Here is a 14,953-nt window from a genome sequence, read left to right on the forward strand (position 1 = left end):
GCATTCCAGCTGGCAAGCTGGGACAGATTCAATTCTTGATATGGCTGCCGGTACCGTCGCCTTTGGCGCGCCAGGTTCGGGCCCTGTTTTCCGCCATTTTCTTGGTGACTTCAGCCCCGAGATCCAGGCCATTCAGTTCCATCAGGCGATAAAGCAGGATGGCGATATCGGCGGTTTCTTTTCCGATTTCTGTTTTGTCGCCTGCCGCTGTCGCTTCCAGAAGCTCATCCAGTTCCACTAACGCGCGCCGGACAAGCACTGTCTGGTCCTTGGCCGGACCAAAGGTTTCCTCTGCCCAGGCGGCAACAGATTGCTGGGTTTCCTGTGACATGACTATCCCAGGCTCTCGACATCAAGCGTGATTTTCTGTTTCGCCCGAACCTGGCTCAGGTCGCCGTTGTGGATGTCGAAAATGAAGCCGATGACAGATAGGGTTCCGGCTTCCATGCGCTCCCGCACAAAGGGGAAGCTCTTGAGGTTTTGCAGGCTCAGGTGCACTGCGGCGCGTTCCAACATGCGTTGGCTTTCCGCGTCATCCTGTTCGTCGAAGTCTTCGTGGGCGCGCAGCCATTCCCTGAGGGGGCGCATCCAGTTATGGACAAAGCTGTCGGTAGGCATGCTGTGGTCGATGACGCTGGCCACACCACCGCAGCCCGCATGCCCCATCACGACGATGTTGTCGACCTCAAGCACGGTGACCGCGAATTCGATGGCAGCAGATGTGCCGTGATACCCGCTGTCGCGTTCATAAGGTGGGACCATGGCCGCCACGTTGCGGACAACGAACAAGTCGCCAGGACCGGCAGAAAGGATCTGCTGCGGAAGTACACGGCTGTCTGAACAGGCAATCATCAAGGTATGGGGCTTTTGGCCAGAGGATGCCAATTCTTCATACAGGGCGCGGTCACTTTCGAAAACCGTATCCCTGAATTTCTGGTAGCCCTTGATAAGGCGATCGTCGATCTTGCTCATATGACTTAACTCGTCCATTTTTCGGAGTGTTGCAAGGTCAATTTGACGGGGATTTTGCCGGACCCGTTTTTATGGAAGATGAAGTTTTCAATATAATCTGTCGGTGCCCCGGCACCGAGGTCCAAATAGAACAAATCCTTGATGTGTGAGTCGCTCTGGTCTTCCAGTGGCCGGATGCCCCGGTCCTCAATATCTTTTCGGCCCAGGCCATAAGCCATGACATACCGAACCTGCCCGGCATCGTCCGCCAGCGGCAGGTGAATGGTTTCATGGAGATACCGGCTGCCTGTGTCAGTTGAGATGATATCACGGACGAAAGCACCACATGGTGTGTTCACAATATAATCGTGAAAAACGGCTACCGACTTCTTGAAGGCCTCGGGCAGGAGGTCGTAATAGTTCCTGCCTGTCAACGGATAGCCAGCGGCCCGTTCAAACGCGCTGCCGGCATAGCGGATTGGCAAGTCCATTGGTCCAATCCTTTCAGTAACGCAAATGTGGGGCAGGAATTCCCCAAACCGCAGGGGCGACAGGTCTGAGCGGCAGGGCAGGATAGTATGCGCGCCCCGCGTCAGGTCGTTCCATCGTTCCGTGAATGGACGAAATGTTTCCGGTAAAACCTTCATGCAGCTTCCCCTCGTGCAAGAGGCGCTATCTTGGCACGCAACCGGGGGCATGGCAATTCTGCAGCGATTGATCCAGGGCATATCTTTTATGGGGGGGAAGGTAGCTCAGGCTTATCCTGCATGAAACCTGAAGTCGCTTACATGCGCCGTTGGGGCGCCCTCGCCAAGGTCAAGATAATGCAGTTCCTTGATATTGGATTCGTTATGGTTGCCCGCCGACCTGGGCGTTTGGTCACCGTAGGGCTTGCGGCCCACACCGTAAACCATCAGGTACCTGGCGTCGCCGGCGTCGTCCACCAGCGGCAGATGAAGGGTTTCATGCAGGTAGCGGGCACCCGATGTGGCCGTGATGACATCACCAACGAACGCCCCACAGGGGGTGGTTCTTATCAGGCGATGGAATGTTTCGGTGGGCTTGACGAACTTTTCTGGCAACATGTCATAATAATTCTTGAGCTCGGTCCCGAAACCCGCCAGGCGTTCGAATTCGGTGCCGGCGAACCTGATCTCCATTTGCCGTTGCCCGATAAACTCACTGATGCATACCAAATGCAGGAATTCGCCGAACCGCACCGGGCTGATATCCTTCTTGTGAGGTAGTAGAGGGTGATGCTTGCGAGGCAGGTTTTCCCACGCTGTCAGAAACGGCGAAAATTCTCCGGGTGGTACAAACATCTTTTTCCTTCAGCTGCGCGCTTGTTCAGCATGGTGCAATCCGGTTATTTTTTGCTTAATTGATACGCGGTGAAAGGGCGGATGGTTCAAACAGGCTGCCGACCCGCTGGCGCGCAAAGGCGGAAGTTTTTGATATAGTCCCCAGGCGCACCGGCCCCAAGATCCAGATAAAACATATCCCTGACACTGGAAGCATTGTGGTTACCGGGCTTCCGTTCGCCAGTATCACCGTATGGCTTGCGACCATGGGCATAAGCAACCAGATAAATCGGATCACCCTGAGGGTCGGCCATCGGCAGCTGGATGGTCTCGTGCAGATACTGACTGCCTGATGTGGTGGTAATCACATCTGCGACAAAGGCGCCACAGGGGGTGCCCAACAAGTTATTGTGGAACAAGGCCATGGGCTTGTGGAACGCGGGTGGCAACAGGTCGTAATAATTGCTGCCGGTGACATGGGTGCTTGCACTTTTTTCATATCCACTGCCAGCATATGTGACCTGCAGGTTAAAGGGCGCGACCATTTTGGCGATGCCCGTAGAGTGCAGGAGATCGCCGAGCGCAGCAGGCGTTATTTCATTCTTGCAGGGAAGCAGGGAATGGGCCGTTCGGGGGAGGGCTTTCCATACGGTAAAGAAACGGTCCAGCTCTGGTGGCAGATTAAACATTCGGGCCTGGTTTGCTCCTTTTGCAACCTGAAGGCCCTATTGCACGTTATTTTTCGATTTGGCGCAAGACCGCTTCGCGTTCTTCTTCATTCACGATGTTGAGAAGCACTTCCCAGAACCCCGCTACTGCTTCGGGGCCAGCCTTCTTGTAAGCCTCGGCTACGCGCTGGCGCTGGGTTTCGAACAGTTCCTTTTCAAACGCCTTGCCCTTGTCGGTCAGATACAACAGCCGCTGTCGGCGGTCTTCAACGCCGGACACCTGGTCCACATAGCCGTCCTCAACAAGTTGCCCCAGAACCCGCGACAGGCTTTGCTTTGTAATGCGCAACAGGCTCAGGAGCCCGGAGACAGTCGTGCCCGGATTGCGCCCGACAAAATAGAGCACGCGGTGGTGGGCCCGGCCGAAGCTCGAATCAGCGAGGATATTGTCTGGGTCACGCGTGAAGTCGCGATAGGCGAAATACAGCAACTCGATGCCGCGCCTGAGCTCTTCCTCACGTAAATAAAGGTTTGAATGTGGTAATTTTCTTTGCATAAGCCTGATTAGCGATATATGTCAGTGTTATTGACATAATATCGACAGAATGTTACATCGATCAAGTAAAAAGCGACATATTCTTATTTGTTTCGTGTGTTTGGAGAACTAAAATGGCATCTGCCCCTTATGATGACCGCGACGGTTGGATCTGGATGGACGGTGAATACCGCCCCTGGCGCGACTGTAACGCCCATGTGTTAACCCATGCCTTGCACTATGGCGGCGCGGTCTTTGAAGGACAGCGAGCCTATAACGGAAAGATCTTTAAGCTTAAAGAGCATACCGAGCGTCTTTTCAAGTCGGCTGAATTGCTGGGCTATGAAATCCCCTACACGCAGGACCAGATCAATGACGCCTGCATGGAGCTTCTTGAAAAGAACAAGCTTGTTGATGCCTACTGCCGTCCGATTGTGTGGCGTGGCAGCGAAATGATGGGTGTTTCGGCCCAGAATAACACCATTCACGCGGCGATTGCCGTGTGGGAATGGCCGTCCTATTTCTCGCCGGAAGCTCGGATGAAGGGCCTGAGGCTCGACATCTCCAAGTGGCGGCGCCCGGCGGCAGATACCGCGCCGGTGCATGCCAAGGCGTCCGGTCTTTACATGATCTGTACAATGTCGAAACATGCCGCAGAAGCCAAAGGCTATGACGATGCGCTGATGTATGATTATCGCGGCCAGGTCGCCGAAGCGACCGGTGCAAACATCTTTTTCGTCAAAGACGGTGATCTGCACACACCGACACCCGATTGCTTCCTGAACGGCATTACCCGCCAGACCGTGATCGAACTGGCGAAAAAGCGCCAGATCAAAGTGATCGAACGCGCCATCATGCCGGAGGAACTTGAGGGCTTCGAACAGGCGTTCCTGACCGGCTCTGCTGCTGAAGTGACACCGCTGAGTGAGATCGGCCCTTATAATTTTGAAGTTGGTGAAATTACCAAAACGCTGATGCTTGATTATGATGCGCTGGTAAAAGGGGAAGCCTGAACGGCTTCCCGACCCCCGTTTGCTTATTTACCGTGACCTCAAGAGGTCATGATTTTCGAATCTTTGATTGCACGGACCAAATCGCTGAGCGCGTCCCGGACATTCACGTTCGGGAGCGTCTCCAGCTCCGGAATGATCAGGTCCATTTCTGTGATCCGGCCGCTCAGGATTTCATCCCCAGCTGGCAACCCTTCATAAAAGTGGGAAACGTTTGTCTGCATGATATGGGCAAGCAGGTAAAGCCGCCCGGCGCTGACACGGTTCTGGCCACTTTCGTATTTCTGGACCTGCTGATAGGAAATACCAAGGATATTGGCGATGTCCTGCTGACTGAGGTCAAGCGTTCGCCTGCGGTCTCGAAGACGCCTGCCGACATGTTTGTCGATCAGGTCGGCTTTACGCGCCGACAAGCCATCGTGCTTGTCCTCAATTTCGTCACTTTGCGGCGCCATAGAGTCTCCTTCTCTGTTGAAAGGGCTATTCCCCGTTGGCGCTTGCGGCTTCCTGTGCTAGAGAATTCGCCTACGCTGAATTGTTGGGTGGGAATTACCTTTCAGTGATTGTTGAAAATATACTAATGGTTGCATTAGGCTGAGACTAGAAATCTTACGCGGGAATTGCAAGCATGCATTTAAGATGTGCGGGAGTAAGGGACTGACATGACAGCAAATTGGCTGAAAACATCTATTCTGGGCGTTGCGCTTATCAGTGTGGCTGCGTGTAGTTCCAAGGATGAAGAAGACGTCTATGTCGCGCGCGACGTTGAGGTTCTTTACAACCTCGGTCAGGACAATCTGAAGAAAAAGCGCTACCAACTGGCAGCGTACGCCTTCGATGAGGTTGAGCGGCAGCACCCTTATTCGGTGTGGGCACGCCGTGCGCAGCTGATGGCGGCTTATTCGCACTATATGACCAACAACTATGACGATGCGACCTTGGCTGCCGAGCGCTTCCTGCAATTGCACCCGGGCAACCGGTCCGCACCCTATGCCTATTATCTGATTGCCCTGAGCCACTATGAGCAGATTTCGGACGTTGGCCGGGACCAGGCGCAGACGCTAAGGGCACAAAGCTCTTTGACAGAAGTGATCCGCCGCTTTCCGAACACGGAATATGCCCGTGATGCCCGCCTGAAGCTGGACCTGACGCTGGACCACTTGGCTGGTAAGGACATGAAGGTCGGTCGTTTTTATATGAAGCGGCAGGAGTATCTGGCGGCCACAATGCGGTTCCGCAATGTGGTCGAGAATTACCAAACCACCAGCCACACGCCTGAAGCCCTCCACCGACTGGTGGAATCCTACCTGGCGCTTGGTGTCTATGACGAAGCCAAGATGGCTGCGGCGGTTCTGGGACACAACTATCCAAGCAGCAAATGGTACCGCTATAGCTATGCACTACTCAGCGGCAAGGATATGAAGCCGGAAGGCAAAAGCGGTTCCTGGCTGAGCAAACTCTGGCCATTCTAGGGATTGGTCAATTAAGGGGAGAGCGCGATGCTGACCAGTCTCAGCATTCGTGACATAGTTTTAATCGAAAAGCTGAACCTGTCCTTTGCGGCGGGCCTTACGGTTTTGACCGGTGAAACCGGTGCAGGCAAATCTATCCTGCTGGACAGTCTTGGCCTTGCGACCGGCGCACGTGCGGATCGGGCGCTTGTTCGTCAAGGCCAGGAAAAAGGCATGGTTTCGGCAGCCTTTACGGTAGCTACCGGTCATCCCGCCTGCGCGCTTCTTGAAGATCAAGGCCTGGATGGCGGCGAGGGTGAAATCATCCTCAGGCGTCAAATCACCGCTGATGGCCGCTCCAAGGCCTGGGCGAACGACCAGCCAATCGGGCAGGGGCTTCTGGCTGAACTGGGCAGCCTGCTGGTGGAAGTTCATGGCCAGCACGATGACCGCGGCCTTCTCGATAGCGCCGGACACCGTGGCCTACTGGACGACTTTGGCCGCTATGGCACGGAATTGAAAACGGTTGCTGCAGCACACAATGAGCTTCGTGAAGCGTCAGAAGCACTGGCAGAAGCCGAAGAGATGCTGGCCAATGCCAAAGCAGACGAAGAATTTCTTGAGCATGCGGTGGCTGAATTGGATACGCTGGGCATTGAAGAAGGCGAAGAAGAAGCGCTTGCTGAACGCCGGACGCTGATGATGCAAGGCGAAAAGCTGGCGGATGACCTCAAGGCTTATCAGGATGACCTGGCCGCAGATGGCGGTGTTGACGCCACCGTGCGCGGTGTGCTTCGCCGCATGGAACGCACAGAGGGTGCTGCCGGTGATTTGCTGTCTCCCGTAATTGAAGCACTGGACCGCGCAGCGATCGAGCTGGGCGAGGGCATGGCCGCGCTGGACCGTCTGGCACAGGACCTGGATTTCGACCCGCATGAGCTGGAGTGCACCGAGGAGCGCCTGTTTGAAATCCGCCGCCTGGCACGCAAGCACAATTGCCAGCCCGATGAACTGCCGGCCCTTCTTGAGAATTTGAAAACGCGCTACGCCGCCGTTAGTGCAGGCGATGAAATGGTTGCCGCAGCCCGAGCCCGCGTGGATGGCGCCAGACAGGCGATGAAGGCGGCGGTTGAAGCTTTGACTGCCAAGCGCAAGGCTGCAGCTGCAGAATTGGACAAGCTTGTGATGGCGGAGCTTCCGCCCCTCAAACTGGAAAACGCCCAGTTCCGTACGGCCGTGGAAACACTGCCAGAAGGGGACTGGACTGCCCAAGGCGCGGACCGGGTGAGCTTTGAAGTGAAAACCAATGCCGGCACGCCGTTTGGATCGCTGGTCAAGATCGCGTCTGGCGGGGAGCTCGCACGTTTCATTCTGGCGCTCAAGGTGGTGTTGGCGCGTGGTTCCAGCACGCCGGTCATGGTGTTCGACGAAGTCGACAAGGGTATTGGCGGGGCAACCGCGAGTGCCGTAGGCGAACGTCTCAGGCGCCTGTCTGAAAGTGCGCAGGTGCTGGTTGTTACCCACAGCCCGCAGGTGGCCGCGCGCGGCAACCGCCAATTCCAGATTTCAAAAGGCGACCATGGCGCGGAAACGCGCACCGACGTTGTCGCGCTGGAAGACGAAGCCCGCCGCGAAGAAATCGCCCGCATGTTGGCCGGCAATGTGATTACGGATGCGGCCCGCGCGGCGGCAGACCAACTTTTGCATCTTGATGGATAGTTGATGACTGACTTGTTTACAGTACCCGTCACGGATTTAACGGAAACCGAGGCGCGCCGCGAGTTGGCGCAGCTGGCGATGGAAATCGCGACGCATGACCGCCTGTACCACGGTGAGGATGCGCCCCGGATTTCCGACGCAGATTATGATGCCCTTCGTCGCCGCAACGATGAGATCGAGGCCCAGTTCCCGCACCTTGTCAGGAAGGACAGCCCTTCGAAACGTGTTGGCGCGTCCGTTCGGGCCAGCAGGTTCGAGAAGGTCAAGCACGCGAAACCTATGCTGTCGCTCGATAATGCCTTCAATGATGATGACGTGCGGGAATTCGTGGCCCGTGTGCGCCGTTTCCTGGGAGTGGGCGACAATGTTCCTGTTGACCTGACGGCTGAACCAAAAATCGACGGCCTGTCGCTGGCGCTTCGGTACGAACATGGCAAGCTGATACAGGCCGCCACGCGCGGCGACGGAAGTGTTGGTGAAAATGTCACGGCCAATGCCCGCACGCTGGATAGCATCCCGACTGAACTTGGGGGTGAAGGCTGGCCAGATGTGATCGAAGTGCGCGGTGAAGTTTATATGGGCAAGGAAGATTTTCTCGCCCTCAACAAGGCGCAGGAAGAAAAGGGCGCGAAGGTATTCGCGAACCCGCGCAATGCCGCCGCTGGCTCCCTGCGTCAGCTTGACAGCAGCATTACTGCGTCCCGCCCACTCAAGTTCTTCGCCTATGCCTGGGGCGAGGTGTCTGAGATGCCGTCCACCAGCCAGATGGGTATGATCGACTTATTCAAGGCCTGGGGTTTCGACGTTAATCCGCTTCTGGTGAAATGCGACGGCGCGGACAGCGCTATCGAGCAATACCGCCTGATCGAACGCGAGCGCCCGACGCTCGATTACGATATCGACGGCGTCGTCTATAAAGTGGATGACCTGGCGCTGCAGGACAGGCTTGGCATGGTGGCGCGCGCTCCCCGCTGGGCCATTGCCCACAAATTTCCGGCCGAAAAGGCCATGACCATCCTGCGTGACATCGACATTCAGGTGGGGCGCACGGGCGCGCTGACACCGGTTGCCAAGCTGGAGCCCGTCACTGTGGGCGGCGTGGTTGTTTCTAACGCCACACTGCACAACAGGGACGAGATCGCGCGCCTGGACGTCCGTATTGGCGATACGGTTGTCATCCAGCGCGCGGGTGACGTGATCCCGCAGGTGGTGTCTGTGGTGACGGACCAGCGCCCGGCGGACGCGGTGCCGTTTGAATTCCCGGAAAACTGCCCAGTGTGTGGCTCTCATGCCGAAGCGTCGGATGATGACGTGGTCATTCGCTGCACCGGCGGCCTGGTGTGTTCCGCCCAGCAGGTTGAGCGCCTGCGCCATTTCGTCTCCCGCGGTGCGTTCGACATTGAAGGCCTGGGCTCTAAGCAGGTGGAACAGCTGTTTGAACGCGGTTGGATCGCAGAGCCCGCCGATATCTTCGCGCTTTCAGAGAAGAACGAGGCAGAAGGCGGCGCCATGCAGAAGTGGGAAGGCTGGGGTGACCTCTCCGTCTCCAACCTGATGGCTGCGATTGACGAGCGCCGCGATATTGATTTCTACCGGGTGATTTTTGGCCTGGGCATTCCGGGCATCGGAGCAGAAACGGCAAAGCTGCTGGCGCGCAATTTCGGCACACCGGACGCCATGGTGGCTTACCTGGCGCGTGGGCTGGAGCTGATGAACGGCCTGACAACCGCTGACCTTTCGGCCCATGATGCCAGTGCCATCAATTATTGCCTGCTGGCGTTCGGACACCTGAAGGACTTCGAAGCGGCATTGCAGCCGACAGACCTGTTCGCGGCGGGTGAGGGCTTTATCGGCCTTGTGGCTGCGCGGCTTGCGCGCATTGATGCCGGGACGTTGAAGGCGGAGAACATCCGCGTCAGCCGCTTGCGCACCGTGGCTGGGCTTAAGGGCGTCAGCCTGTCCAACGAAGGCCTGCGGGCCTTGAGGTCGCACAACAGTGAACTGACGGACATTGACGGCATCGGCGGTGATGTGGTGCTGAGCCTCGCGGATTTCTATCTGGAGGAACGCAACCGTGCGGTGCTGCACAGGCTTCTGGATGCGCTGAATGTCCGCGAAGTGGAAGCACAGGCGACCGACAGCCCGGTGTCTGGCCTGACCGTCGTGTTCACGGGCAGCCTTGAAAAGATGACCCGCAATGAAGCCAAGGCGAAAGCCGAGTCTCTCGGCGCCAAGGTGGCGGGGTCTGTTTCCAAGAAAACGGATATCGTTGTGGCCGGCCCCGGCGCGGGCTCGAAGCTCAAGAAAGCCGAAGAGCTGGGCGTCAGGGTCATGACCGAAGACGAGTGGCTCGCACACATCGCAGGCTAAAGCTTGTGCTTGAGCAGTGGCTTCGCTAGATTTCCCCCTCTAGGGGAGAAAGTCTATGCCGCTCAAGATGTTGCAGGTTACCGTGCCGGTCGCGGCCGAAGCCCATGTCAAGAAAATAGCCGCCAGCAATAGCGTGGTCAGTTGCGAACGGTTGGCGGAGCTTGATGGCGACCATGTCCAATATGTCCTGCTGACGCGTGCGGGCGAACGCCAGAAGGTCATCGACGATATCCAGAAGCTGCTGGCGACATCCTCCCGGGCGCGCATCAATATCATGCCGGTTGAAGCAACGCTGCCTGACGTGGAGGCGCGCGAGGCGGGAGACACCCGTGAAGAACTGATGATCAAGATGCGCCAGGGCGCGCATCTGGACAGCGGCTATCTGGTGCTGACGCTTCTGTCCACCATTGTGGCGCTTATTGGCATGGTGCAGGACAATGTGGCTGTTGTGATTGGCGCCATGGTGATTGCGCCGCTGTTGGGCCCCAATCTTGCCTTTGCCTTTGGCACGTCTCTGGGCGACAAGAAACTGATGAGCGACGCCTTCACGACCGCTTTCACGGGCATGTCGGTGGCGATCGCCATGGCTGCTATTGTGGGCATGATCTGGGGTGAGCTTCCTGAAAGCCAGGAACTTCTTGGTCGCACCGAAGTCGGCCTTGGCGGCATGGCGCTGGCGGCCGCGAGCGGTATTGCTGGCGTCCTGTCACTGACGTCCGGGCTGTCCATGACGCTTGTGGGTGTCATGGTGGCCGTGGCGCTGCTGCCGCCGGCTGCGACGCTTGGTTTCATGCTGGGTATTAAACAGTGGCAGCTGGCCAATGGGGCGCTTCTGCTGCTGATCGTCAATGTGGTGTGTGTGAACCTTGCGGGCCTTATGGTGTTCTTCGCCAAGGGTATTCGGCCCCGCCTGTGGTTCGAACGGCGCATGGCCACACCCTATATTCTGTCAGGCATGGCGGTATGGAGCCTTTTATTGCTGCTTCTTATTTTTGTCATAGGAGCGACACCTTCCTGAAAAAGTTGGCGTATATCCTTGCTTCCCCATTCGGTGAGCGGGAGGCTTAAACTTTCAAGCTATGCGTTTAATGCATAGCTTGTTTGCGTTTTTAACCACTTCTTAATCATGACCGACAGGCCTATCTAAGCCCTGTCAGCAAGGGCTGACGGAGCCCACAAAGGGCATGATTGGTTAAGGAGAAGACCAATGGCTAAGACAGCGCAAATGAACGAACAAATCGCAGCATTCAGCTTTATGGGCCTGATGGCAAGCGAAGGTAAAATTCCTGGTGTGGTAAGCGGTTCTGCAAACAAGCAGTTCTTCCTGGTAGCAACCGAAGAAGCGGCTAACGAGCTGGCATCCGACCTTACAGCAACTGGTGATTTCTTCGCCCTGATGACCGAAGCAGGCATGATGCGCCCTGTCGAGCCAAAGCAGAAGAAACCGTTCCGGATCAAAATCACCCGCCCAAGCGGCCTCGGTGGTGGTTTTGGTGGCATGAGCGGTGGTGCTCTCGGCGGCGGAGCGTTCGCTCATTAGTCCCTGCGGTTGACGCGGCTCTGGCCTGACAGTCAACCATTAGAATTTCTCAGTGGGGCAGCCTTCTCCTGAAACAAGGCTGGCCCATCCTCCCCGAAGCATTTCACCTTCCCGGGAATGCTTCACGGCTTGCGCAAAACAAGCGCGAGCCACTCCCCTTTCTCTACTCTGCCCAGAGATACTAGTCCTCGAGCCAAATATGGTTCGAGGACTTCTTTTTCCTGCGTCACAAGAAGCCCGGACAGCACAAGCGTGCCGCTTTTCGCCAGTGCGTCGACAATATCGGGCGCGAGGTCAACAAGCGGGCCGGCCAGGATATTGGCGGTGATCAGGTCAAACGGTTTCTCATCCTTGAAGGCCGGGTCATCAAGGCCGGGCGCCACCACAACAGCCATGCCGGGCAGGCCAGAGCCCACCTGACGGGAAATGCCATCGTTCACCGTGATGTTTTCCGCCGTCACCTCGATGGCGATGGGGTCAATGTCTGATGCGATAATGCGCATCTTGGGCCAGACCTTCTGGCCGGCAAGCGCCAGCACGCCCGAACCGGTGCCCAGGTCAAGCATGGTTTTGGGGCGGATGTCATCCGCGAGCTGATCCAGCACCTCAAGGCAGGCGGCGGTGGTTTCATGCTTGCCGGTGCCGAAAGCTTGTCCCGCGTCAATCTGGAGGTTGATGGCATCCGCCTTGGCTTTGTCTGCGTCATGGCTGCCATAAACAAAGAAGCGGCCTGCTTCCACTGGAGCCAGCAGCTTCTGGCTTTCGCTGACCCAGTCTTTGTCCTCAACCGGGGCAAGCTCATGCGGCCAGTCACCGAGGCCCATGCGCGAGAGGACAGCCGTCAGGAACTCGCTATCTGGCTGGGTAGCGAAAAAGATTTCCACGCGCCATTCAGCTTCGCCGGGCTGTTCGAAATAGGACAGCGTGGGCGGAAACTCGCCGCGTTCGTCCGCGACCATCTCCAGGGTTGCTTCAAGTTCGCGTGCGCGGGCTTCCGGCAGCTCGCCATTCAGGCACCAGATATCACTCATCATAATCTCCTCAGGCGCGGGTGACGAATGTGTCGACCACGCGCTTGGCGCCGGCTTTGTCGAATTCGACGAGCAGCTTGTTGCCCTCGACGTCTTCAACCATGCCGTAGCCGAACTTGTCATGGAATACCCGTTCCCCGATGGCGAAATCGCTGACGGGGGCTGGGGCTTTTTTCTTCTTTGGCCGCGAGGGCTTCATGGTGATGGTCGGTGGCGTGCCGCGGTGCGGCGTTTGGTCAAACGACTGCTCCTGCCGCCAACTTTGGGCCCGCTGCCATCCGGGGCCATATTTGTCGCCGCCGGACGTGAAATAACCCTCATCGGCAAAATCATCACCCCAGCCGCGGCTCTGGCGCTGGTTGCCGTACAGCCCCTGGCTTGATTCCATCTCGATATGGTCGCCGGGCAGTTCGTCAATAAAGCGGCTGGGCAGGCTTGACTGCCACTGTCCGAACACCTGCCGGTTGCCGGCAAAATAGATATTGGCCTTCTTCTTCGCCCGCGTGATGCCCACGTAGGCCAGGCGGCGCTCTTCCTCGAGCCCTTTGACGCCGGTTTCATCCAGCGCGCGCTGGTTCGGGAACAAGCCTTCCTCCCATCCGGGCAGGAAGACGGTATCGAACTCGAGGCCCTTGGCGCCGTGAAGCGTCATCAGCGACACCTTCTCGCGAGTGTCGTTATTATCATTTTCCATCACCAGTGCGATATGCTCAAGGTATCCGCCCAGGTTCTCGAACTCGCCCATGGCAGAGACCATTTCCTTGACGTTTTCAAGCTTGCCGGGCGCATCCGGTGATTTGTCGTTCTGCCACATTTCCATATAGCCTGATTCCTCAAGCACGATTTCCGCGACTTCCACATGGCTGTGGGTGTGAAGCATGGCGCGCCAGCGGTCGAAATCATCCATCAGGGCTGATAGTTTGTTGCGAGCTGCGGGCCTGAGGATATCCATGCCGCCAATCATGCGCGCAGCATACGGCAGCGATACCCCATGTGACTGCGCCAGCCCATGCACCTTCTGGATGCTGGCTGTCCCCAAGCCGCGCTTGGGCACATTAACGATGCGTTCGAACGCCAGCGCGTCATCGGGCTGGGCGATCACGCGCAGATAGGCCATCACATCGCGGATTTCGGCGCGCTCATAAAAGCGCGGACCACCCACAACGCGGTAAGGCACGCCGAGGGTGATCAACCGTTCCTCGAACTCGCGCATCTGGAAGCCGGTACGCACCAGAATCGCGATTTCACTGAGCGCATGCTGCTTGGACTGCAGGTTTTCAATTTCCTCACAGATGGACCGCGCTTCTTCAGGGCCGTCCCACACGCCCTTGACGGTAACCTTCTCGCCGTCGCCAGCATCGGTCCACAGGGTTTTGCCAAGACGGCCTTCGTTTGATGTGATCAGCGACGACGCCGCAGCGAGGATATGCCCGGTGGAGCGGTAATTCTGCTCAAGCCGCACAACGGTTGCGCCAGGGAAGTCGCTCGAGAATTTCAGGATGTTGCCCACTTCGGCGCCGCGCCAGCCATAGATGGACTGGTCGTCGTCGCCCACGCAGCAGATATTCTTGCTGGACTGAGAGAGAAGCCGCAGCCACAGATATTGGGCCACGTTGGTATCCTGATACTCGTCCACCAGGATGTAGCGGAACTGGTTGTGGTATTCCTTCAATACATCCGGATGGGCCTGGAACAAGGTGATCACATGCATCAGCAGGTCACCGAAATCCGCGGCATTCAATATCTTCAGGCGTTCCTGATAGGCACGATACAGCTTGCCGCCCATGCCGTTGGCGTAGGCATAGCTCTCGCCTTCCGGTACGCGGTCCGGCGTCAGGGCCTTGTTTTTCCAGCGGTCGATCAAGCCCGCGAGTGCCCGGGCAGGCCAGCGCTTATCGTCGATATTTTCGGCCTGAATCAGTTGCTTCAGTAGCCTGATCTGGTCGTCTGTGTCCAGGATGGTGAAGTTGGACTGAATGCCGACAAGTTCCGCATGCTTCCGGAGGATGCGCACGCAGATGGAGTGGAAGGTGCCGATCCACATGCCTTCAACTGGGCGTCCGATCACGCGGGCGACCCGCTCCTGCATTTCCTTGGCGGCCTTGTTGGTGAAGGTCACGGCCAGGATGTTCCAGGGTGCGGCGCGGCCTGTGGCCATCAGGTGGCCGAGGCGGGTGGTCAGCACGCGTGTTTTGCCGGTGCCGGCGCCTGCGAGCACCAATACAGGGCCTTCGGTGGCCAGAACAGCATCGCGCTGTGGCTCATTCAGGCCATCCAGATAGGGCGGCGGCATGTTGCTGTGCGGCGCCGGCGCTGTGGGCGCGGGCTCTGGGCTCAGGTCATCTAAATCGAACGGATCACTCATCATCAGGCGTCT

15 protein-coding genes are annotated in these 14,953 nt (G+C 57.4%); 6 read left to right on the forward strand and 9 right to left on the reverse strand.

All coding sequences use genetic code 11. From position 1 onward, the window contains the following. Positions 1–28 precede the first annotated feature (28 nt). From B3Z17_RS01045 to B3Z17_RS01070, 6 genes are all read right to left on the reverse strand, one after another. On the reverse strand, positions 29–331 hold the full coding sequence (locus tag B3Z17_RS01045) for a nucleotide pyrophosphohydrolase (protein ID WP_286828194.1): 303 nt from the start codon (positions 329–331) through the stop codon (positions 29–31). Positions 332–333: 2 nt separating this feature from the next. Then, complete coding sequence (locus B3Z17_RS01050; RefSeq protein ID WP_286828195.1) at positions 334–972, reverse strand: carbonic anhydrase; 639 nt, start codon at positions 970–972, stop codon at positions 334–336. Between the two features lie 5 nt (positions 973–977). Continuing rightward, complete coding sequence (locus tag B3Z17_RS01055; RefSeq protein WP_082714568.1) at positions 978–1,679, reverse strand: PAS domain-containing protein; 702 nt, start codon at positions 1,677–1,679, stop codon at positions 978–980. 30 nt (positions 1,680–1,709) lie between these two features. Further along, the gene (locus tag B3Z17_RS01060) at positions 1,710–2,273 is read right to left on the reverse strand and encodes a PAS domain-containing protein (protein WP_068305106.1); all 564 of its coding nucleotides are present in this window, start codon (positions 2,271–2,273) and stop codon (positions 1,710–1,712) included. 86 nt (positions 2,274–2,359) lie between these two features. Then, a complete protein-coding gene (locus B3Z17_RS01065) occupies positions 2,360–2,941 on the reverse strand; it encodes a PAS domain-containing protein (protein WP_286828196.1) in 582 nt (193 codons plus the stop codon). 46 nt (positions 2,942–2,987) lie between these two features. Next, the gene (locus B3Z17_RS01070) at positions 2,988–3,476 is read right to left on the reverse strand and encodes a MarR family winged helix-turn-helix transcriptional regulator (RefSeq protein WP_068305109.1); all 489 of its coding nucleotides are present in this window, start codon (positions 3,474–3,476) and stop codon (positions 2,988–2,990) included. 113 nt (positions 3,477–3,589) lie between these two features. Between B3Z17_RS01070 and B3Z17_RS01075 the strand changes: the two genes are divergently transcribed. After that, on the forward strand, positions 3,590–4,468 hold the full coding sequence (locus tag B3Z17_RS01075) for a branched-chain amino acid aminotransferase (RefSeq protein WP_286828197.1): 879 nt from the start codon (positions 3,590–3,592) through the stop codon (positions 4,466–4,468). Positions 4,469–4,506: 38 nt separating this feature from the next. Here the strand turns inward: B3Z17_RS01075 and B3Z17_RS01080 are convergent, their stop codons facing one another. Then, positions 4,507–4,920: a helix-turn-helix domain-containing protein gene (locus tag B3Z17_RS01080; protein ID WP_286828198.1), complete on the reverse strand. Its 414-nt coding sequence runs from the start codon at positions 4,918–4,920 to the stop codon at positions 4,507–4,509. Positions 4,921–5,127: 207 nt separating this feature from the next. Here B3Z17_RS01080 and B3Z17_RS01085 point away from each other — a divergent pair, with 207 nt between their 5' ends. The 5 genes from B3Z17_RS01085 (at position 5,128) to B3Z17_RS01105 (ending at position 11,545) form a co-directional block, all read left to right on the forward strand. Next, positions 5,128–5,937, forward strand: coding sequence for an outer membrane protein assembly factor BamD (locus B3Z17_RS01085; protein ID WP_068305116.1), 810 nt, complete (start codon positions 5,128–5,130; stop codon positions 5,935–5,937). A 27-nt stretch (positions 5,938–5,964) separates the two neighbouring features. Continuing rightward, complete coding sequence (gene recN / locus B3Z17_RS01090; RefSeq protein WP_286828199.1) at positions 5,965–7,635, forward strand: DNA repair protein RecN; 1,671 nt, start codon at positions 5,965–5,967, stop codon at positions 7,633–7,635. Positions 7,636–7,638: 3 nt separating this feature from the next. Further along, positions 7,639–10,005 carry an NAD-dependent DNA ligase LigA gene (gene ligA / locus B3Z17_RS01095; protein WP_286828200.1) on the forward strand — a complete coding sequence of 789 codons (2,367 nt, stop codon included), beginning with the start codon at positions 7,639–7,641 and terminating at the stop codon, positions 10,003–10,005. Positions 10,006–10,060: 55 nt separating this feature from the next. After that, on the forward strand, positions 10,061–11,023 hold the full coding sequence (locus tag B3Z17_RS01100) for a TIGR00341 family protein (protein ID WP_286828201.1): 963 nt from the start codon (positions 10,061–10,063) through the stop codon (positions 11,021–11,023). A 189-nt stretch (positions 11,024–11,212) separates the two neighbouring features. Further along, complete coding sequence (locus B3Z17_RS01105; RefSeq protein ID WP_286828202.1) at positions 11,213–11,545, forward strand: hypothetical protein; 333 nt, start codon at positions 11,213–11,215, stop codon at positions 11,543–11,545. Positions 11,546–11,667: 122 nt separating this feature from the next. Here the strand turns inward: B3Z17_RS01105 and B3Z17_RS01110 are convergent, their stop codons facing one another. Together B3Z17_RS01110 and B3Z17_RS01115 are read right to left on the reverse strand one after the other, a co-directional pair. Next, positions 11,668–12,576: a 50S ribosomal protein L11 methyltransferase gene (locus B3Z17_RS01110; RefSeq protein ID WP_286828203.1), complete on the reverse strand. Its 909-nt coding sequence runs from the start codon at positions 12,574–12,576 to the stop codon at positions 11,668–11,670. A 10-nt stretch (positions 12,577–12,586) separates the two neighbouring features. Next, a complete protein-coding gene (locus B3Z17_RS01115; protein ID WP_286828204.1) occupies positions 12,587–14,944 on the reverse strand; it encodes an ATP-dependent helicase in 2,358 nt (785 codons plus the stop codon). Positions 14,945–14,953 lie beyond the last annotated feature (9 nt).

The organism is Kordiimonas sp. UBA4487, assembly GCF_002389025.1.
Lineage (GTDB): Bacteria > Pseudomonadota > Alphaproteobacteria > Sphingomonadales > Kordiimonadaceae > Kordiimonas > Kordiimonas lacus.